General features: G+C 51.1%; 4 protein-coding genes and 1 pseudogene. 1 reads left to right on the plus strand and 4 read right to left on the minus strand.

Features of this window, described 5'->3' with window-relative positions:
- Positions 1-283: 283 nt before the first annotated feature.
- From JUJ53_RS00335 to JUJ53_RS00345, 3 genes are read right to left on the minus strand one after another with little or no spacing between them, the layout of a single operon-like run.
- On the minus strand, positions 284-2,245 hold the full coding sequence (locus tag JUJ53_RS00335) for a CHASE2 domain-containing protein (RefSeq protein ID WP_204150010.1): 1,962 nt from the start codon (positions 2,243-2,245) through the stop codon (positions 284-286).
- An 11-nt stretch (positions 2,246-2,256) separates the two neighbouring features.
- The gene (locus tag JUJ53_RS00340) at positions 2,257-2,925 is read right to left on the minus strand and encodes a response regulator transcription factor (protein WP_204150011.1); all 669 of its coding nucleotides are present in this window, start codon (positions 2,923-2,925) and stop codon (positions 2,257-2,259) included.
- Complete coding sequence (locus tag JUJ53_RS00345; protein WP_204150012.1) at positions 2,918-3,652, minus strand: hypothetical protein; 735 nt, start codon at positions 3,650-3,652, stop codon at positions 2,918-2,920. Before JUJ53_RS00345 ends, JUJ53_RS00340 begins: the two co-directional genes overlap by 8 nt.
- Before the next feature lie 356 nt (positions 3,653-4,008).
- Between JUJ53_RS00345 and JUJ53_RS00350 the strand changes: the two genes are divergently transcribed.
- Complete coding sequence (locus JUJ53_RS00350) at positions 4,009-4,218, plus strand: hypothetical protein (RefSeq protein ID WP_204150013.1); 210 nt, start codon at positions 4,009-4,011, stop codon at positions 4,216-4,218.
- A gap of 73 nt (positions 4,219-4,291) precedes the next feature.
- Here JUJ53_RS00350 and JUJ53_RS00355 read toward each other — a convergent pair.
- Positions 4,292-6,628 (minus strand): annotated as a pseudogene (locus JUJ53_RS00355) (hypothetical protein); the annotation flags it as partial.

Here is a 6,628-nt window from a genome sequence, read left to right on the forward strand (position 1 = left end):
AGCACTCAAACCCCATAAACGGCTCTATTTTCAGCGTGGGTTTCATGCGCTATCCCTGTTGCAGCAAGACTTCTAGGGACGTTGTCACCCGTTCAGGCTTTTCCTAATTCCGATTAAGTCTAATGCTTGAATCATTCTTTATTGCGCAGTGCCAAAAATCTGAGTATGCCAGCCTCGTTCAATCACTGGATTGGCTAGTTCCTCGAGAGTGATAAAAGAGAGAGGAAATCTGCCGTGGTTCAGGTATCTTGCCACATAGCAAACTCCTAGAGCATCCTGCTGCCTAAAAGCGCCAAAACCATGCTTGAGTCATAGGCCAGGTTAGCTCACAGATTGTTCCATGGGGATGGTTGGGACGTCGTTGAAAGCTACCGCTCAATTGATGGGCTAACGACTTGGCTTGCTGTGTTCCTCGCCCGTGCGATCGCCCCGCCTTAACGTTAACCATTGTCTCCAGCCCCGAACCATCATCCACAATTCGCAGGATATTCGAGCGGGTTCCTGGCTTACATTCCACCTGCAGGTGTCGTACGCCAGTTGCATGCTTACCGACATTACAAAGCGCTTCTTCCAAGAAACGGCAAAGCCCTCGCTTTTGCTCTTCCGTCAACCGTCGATTATCCACATTCTCAAAGGTCGTGAGCTTGATTTTGAGAGTCTTAAAGTTTGGAAAGTCACGGGTTAAGGTGTGATGATACACTTCATAGAGCAGCTCATGGATGGGATCTTGTAAGTTAAGCTGTAGACCACTGGTTAAGTAAAAATTAGCATTATCTGAACGGCTTTCTTGGCGAACAGCCTCGTAAACATCCCGCAGTTCTTGATTCAGATGTTGGAGATTGGCATAGACGGTCGGCGATCGCTGCTCTTGATCTCCATAGTCTTGCAGCAGTTTAGCTAAGGTTTGCAGTGGGCCGTTATGGATGGCATCGAAGGTCTGTTCAATCACAAGCTGTCGTTCCTGCAGTCTTGCCCTTAGGGTTTGTTCATGCAGATAAAATAAAGAGGCGGTTAATCCTGCACTGTTGATCATCAGCGCTAATAAAGCTGGCGTGAGAGGAACCCACCATCCGACTAGGAGGAGTCCATAGGCACAGCTCACAAGCAGGAGGCTGGTGATTCCTAGACCAAGTATCAGTTTAACCGGTGATGGAATAATTCGCCCTAGGCTGATGCCTAAGAGCCCCCAAGCAATAATCCACACATAGTCCCATCCCTCTGCCCAAGATTGCAGTAAGGGGCGATTGTCCAACACGGCACTGACCAGTTGACTCAGGGCATGAGCATGCATTTCAACGCCATAATGAAGACCAGGGTTACGGCTAGCTAGGGCAGAGGAACTTAGGTAGTCGCCAACGCTGGGGGTAGTCATCCCAATCAGGACGATGCGATCGCGAATCCAGTCGTCCGGCACCTCTCCAGCTTGAATAGCTCGGAGTGACACAATCCGAAATGGCTGCTCTCCATTACGAAAGTTCATGAAAATTTGATTGCCGCCGGCAGGGTCTTGAATATATCCTCCAGAGTTAGGATGAAATCTTGTCAGCTCCACTGTGCCAAACTGCATGGCTTCTGGGTCGCGATCGCCATTGGTCAGCGTAATATTCTGGCGTTCTAAGTATTGTCGGGCAAGCTGAATGGTGAACGAGAATTTAAACTGGTCGTCTGGATCATGGGTCGCGAGTAAGCTCCGCCGCAGTTTTCCATCGGAATCTAGAACAACATCAACAAAGCCTATTTGGTCTGGAGGTAGGGCCGGGGGAGGATGAACGGCAGGCATCACCCCATCGCCTGGCTCTGTCGGTTGAAGAGAGGAGGCATCACGAGCCGAGAAAATTTTCTCGATGCCGATGATGTGGGGCATGGTTTCAAACAGAGCCGTGAGCTGGTCATGACCTGGCTCAACGGGTAAGTCACGATAAATATCGATGCCGATGACAGCAGGCTGCGATCGCTCTAGGGTAATCAGTAAATCAGCCAGAACGTTATCAGGAACTGGGTAAGTGCCGATGGCTCGCACGTCGTCTTCATCAATGCCAACGATAAGAATCCGTTCATCGGTGGGTTCTGCTGGGCGCGATCGCAGCATAGCATCGAGGGCCATCATTTCTGTAGATTGCAGCAACCCCATCCACCGAGCTCCCACAACCAGCGCAATCACCATCAACCCTGGCAATGCGCCCACTCGCCAAATGCCAGCTTCTCTCTGAATACAATGCCATAAACCCAGACTTAACCGCACCATGTCACATCCTGTTAATCAATTAGCCCTTCCTCTCGGGCCCGCAACTCAGTCTGGATGCGGATATTCTTGCCCGGTTCTGGATAAACATCCAGTGCATCTTGCACCTGAGTCCAATAATGGCGAACCGTTCGCTCTGATACATTCAGCTCAAGGGCGATCGCCTTATCCTGTAGCCCAGCTTCAAACGCTAGCTTTAGTACATTCACCCATTCCGGCTTCAATTCCAGGCCTGTACGCATATCCCGGGGGGTGTAGACTAATCCTTGTAAAGCCCAATCTACCTTGGTGAGCATTTCCCTTAAGGGCAAACTTTTATCCGCAATGGTAAACCCTCCCTCATGGGCATTAATCGCAGGTTTTAGGCGCACGAGAGCCTTTACATAGGCGCTTTGCACAACAATATTTAAGCTAGGGTACTGCTGCATCAAAGTTCGCAGCAGTTGAATGCCTACCTCAGTACGAGCTGCCTCCCCTGCTGTTTCAGGAATCGATAAATCCATCACCACCAGATCTGGATGGGTTGCTTCAATTTGTTGACGGGCCATCTCTGCATCTTGAGCCGTAAACAGGTCTGCATCAGAGTACTGTTGCTTGAGCGTGCTCACGGTTCCATTCAGCACCGCTTCGTGATCATCGACGACCAAAATTCGCTGCTTGGGTACTAGATCTGGTTTACTCATGATAGTGCTCCACGGTTGATGTTGTATTATCCCATGTGGGCGATCGCCATCGAAATTGCCATTGTCCAACGGCGTCTTGTTGCGTTTGGGTACAGCGTCCAGACGTGAGCAGTTGAAAGGCTCGGCATAAATATGCGATTTCTTGAGACTGTTGTACAGCGGTACAAACGTCACGATTTGCATACATAACAGACATCGTCAGTAGTCCCTGTACTATCCCTTGGTCTCGTTGGGTAGATAGGGCTAAATGAATGGATTGGGTGGTCTTGGACTGAATAGTAAGACAGATTAACTCATCGAGCATCAGCACGATCGTATGATTTTGGGTTGCAGAGCTGTAAAGCCAGTTGGCAGGTAGATCTAGGTCAATAGGTAGACTAAGACCTTGACGTTGCTGCTCGACTAAGTTCTGAATGGCCAAAGGTAAACTATCTTCAACATAGGGTGGAGATAGATTCTCTGTCAGATGTTTTAAGTCATGATGCATCGTACTGATCTGCTGCAGTAATGCATGAATGTCTACGTCAGACTGATGATCTAACAGTTCGATTCGACGGCGGATGGTGAATAGATCTTGCATGAGTCCATCACGCACGCGCTCCACCTGACGGTTGACGCGTAACCGCTGTCTGGCTTCCCACCACTGTGCTGTTTGCCGATCTCGACACTGGAAGGTAAACGGTTGCCAAGAGGCTAAAAAACGAATGCCTAGAAACACAGGAGACATTGGATAAAGGAAAACTGGTATACCTCAATAAAACCACCCTCATACGATACCAGAAGTACCGAAAGACGATATGTATTATTTCTGTCAAGTATATGGCGGGTGTCGGACACACGGGTTGCATCAAGCTGTTATGTTCTTTGCAGAAAACTGCAAGCCAGTTCTCTCTTTTCTGAGAGTGATCAAAGAAGGACAAAACATGACAGCTTTATGCAATTGCAGTCGTTCATTTCGGTCATCAAGCTCTCCGGCAGGCATCAGCAAGAACACAGGAACCGGTAGTGAACGGTTGATGTAACCATCCTATTGTCTTAGGTAAGGACATAACGATAACGGTTGCACGAGGATGGTTGTCAGTCATGGTTACCCTAAAGCTTCTCTCCAAAAATCTGATTATCTCTTCCCTCCTATTATTTGCGCTTTGGCTACTCAGCTCCTGCAGTGGAGAACTTGTCGTCCACTGTGCAAATTATGAACCACCCGATCGCGGTATGCCGGGTCGTCTTGAAGGCGGTGGTACGCGCTACAGTCCCTCCGATTGCGATAACCTGACCATCATCAGAGGATAATCGTCGGCAGCGCCCATCCAGGTGATTACGCAGTTGCATAATTCAACGAAGATCAGCCCTAGTTCTATCCTCCCTACGAACATTCACGACTCAAGACCAGTCGTCCATCGGGTAGCTGATAAACACCCTGGGGTTCCATGATCGGATCTCCGGACTGCCATGCCTCGTCACTGGACTCTTGCCCATTGGGGATGGAGCGCACATCACCGGTGGAGTAGGTGGCGATCGGTAGGTCGCCGGGCCGCTCCGGCAGGCCGCCACCGCCGGTAATCAGGAAGGTGTTGCCCTGGGTGGTGCGGGCAATGCAGCTATTGGCGAGTAGTCCTTCAGTATCAATGACGGTTTCTGATAAGTTACTCAGGCTATTTTGAATGAAGCTCGTATCTGGCGTCACAATATCTCCCGATCGCACCTGACCTGTGGCATTGATATCGACGCGATCGTTACCATCAAGGGCCTCGATCTGTTCTCGGGTGAGGATGCCGGTGGCGGGGCGATAGTTATCACCAAAGAAGGCACGGGTATCGAGGGTGATGTTGCCGCCGCTGCCATCGACGGAGAAGGCTAGGATGTCGCTGTCGCTGAAGGCCACAATGGTGTCGCCCCGCAGGGTAATATCACCACCGCCGCCCTCGCCGCTCTGGACGAAGGTGGTGATGTCTGAGTCGCCAAAGAGGCGAATATCGCGGGCTTCTACAGTGATAGCTCCACCAGCAGCGGCAAGGGCCTGGGTGGTGATGTCGCTGTTGGTCATCTCGAACTGATTATCAACGGAGATGGAGATATTACCGGCACGGCCGGGGAGGATGTTAGTTTGGGGATCGGTCGTGGTGTCTGGATTGCTGAGACTCTGGGCACTAATGCGGGAGCGATCGCCCACAAAGAGGTTGCCAGCCTCAATGTTAATATCGCCACCTTCGCCTGTAGCCGTGGCACGAACTTCAGAATCAATGAAACTGCGGCTGAGCGTCAGGGTATCGGAGATGCGGAGGTTAATGGTGCCGGCATCGCCCTCGCCGGCAGTGCTGGAGGTGATCCGAGCGCGATCGCTCATCTCCAACTCCCTTCCTTCTAAGGTAATTTGCCCTCCCTGCCCCACACCAGTCCGGTTCACTGCCGTCGCAATGTTGCTATTGGATAGAGCAATGGTGTTTGTACCTCGGACGTTGATATTTCCAGCATCGCCTTGACCGGAGGTATTAGCGGTAATTCGAGCATTATTGTCGAGCTGTAAGTCTCGGGTATTGAGGGTGATGCTGCTCGGCTGGGTGGCGGTGCCGCCTCGATTAATCGCTGTGGAAATGGTGCTGTTATCTGCCTCTACCTGCTCCGTTGCTCGAATCACAAGACTTCCAGCATTGCCCGTGCCAAATGTGGCGGCTGAGATTTGGGATTGATCACTCAGGTTCAGGTTCGTTGTCAGAATGCGAATTTGCTGAGCATCCCCTATTGTGCCTGCTAGTACCTCGCTGGTGATACCGCTTTGGTTCTCAAGGCGGATCGCATCATTGGCATGAATACGGATACGGCCGGTATTGCCCTGGTCTGAGGTGCTAGAGGTAATTTGAGCCTGGTTTCTCATCACCAGAGTTTGATCGACATCAAGGAGAATATCTCCAGCATTCCCACGCCCTTCACTTTCTGCGGAGATGGTGGCGGTGTCTTCTATCAAAACACGATCGGCATTGACCCGAATGACACCCCCACGCCCTTCAGACCCTTCACGGGTGTTAGCAAATAAGCCACTCTGTCCACTGCCTTCATTGAAGACAACCTCTCTGCCAAATTCAGTAAGGCGCTGGTCGAAGGTTGGATCATTGCCAGAGAGGATGACTCGACCTGCATTGAGAGTGATAGTGCCAGCTTGACCGTCTGCCAGGGTGGTTGTGATCAGTTGTCCTCCGTCCATTAACGCGATTCGATCGGCGTCCAGTGTAATATTGCCGCCAGGTTGATTGTTGGCGGTGCGGGCGTTGATAACTGCTCCATCAGCAACTCGAATTCTAGGAGCATCAACAATGATCAATCCGCCTTGTCCTGTTGCTTCACTTTCTGTAGAGGTGATTATTCCACTAGAAAATCCACTGGTGATCGTGCCACGTATGACAACGCGATCGCCCGCCTCGATCACCACATTCCCGGCATTGCCCGTCCCCAAGGTACTGGATGAGAGAAAAGCCCCATCGCGAACCTCGAGGGTGTCGGTGCGAATCTCCACATTGCCGCCGTCGCCACGGCCCCCTGCTTCGACCTGACTGACAGCCCCACTGCCGAATTGACCATTCTCGGATGTCCCGGCAAAGGTGACGCTATCGTCCGCCTCAATGAAAATACTGCCTGCATTGCCTTGACTGAAGGTACTGGCTATTAGTTGAGCTCCATTGAGAACCTCTAGGGTAGTGGTGGAGAT

It is taken from the genome of Leptolyngbya sp. CCY15150, assembly GCF_016888135.1.
Classification (GTDB): domain Bacteria; phylum Cyanobacteriota; class Cyanobacteriia; order RECH01; family RECH01; genus RECH01.

What these genes read in the sequence shown, in the direction of transcription:
- JUJ53_RS00335 (WP_204150010.1), bottom strand. Translation starts at nt 2,245, where the DNA reads ATGGTGCGGTTAAGTCTGGGTTTATGGCATTGTATTCAGAGAGAAGCT.
- JUJ53_RS00340 (WP_204150011.1), bottom strand. Translation starts at nt 2,925, where the DNA reads ATGAGTAAACCAGATCTAGTACCCAAGCAGCGAATTTTGGTCGTCGAT.
- JUJ53_RS00345 (WP_204150012.1), bottom strand. Translation starts at nt 3,652, where the DNA reads ATGTCTCCTGTGTTTCTAGGCATTCGTTTTTTAGCCTCTTGGCAACCG.
- JUJ53_RS00350 (WP_204150013.1), top strand. Translation starts at nt 4,009, where the DNA reads ATGGTTACCCTAAAGCTTCTCTCCAAAAATCTGATTATCTCTTCCCTC.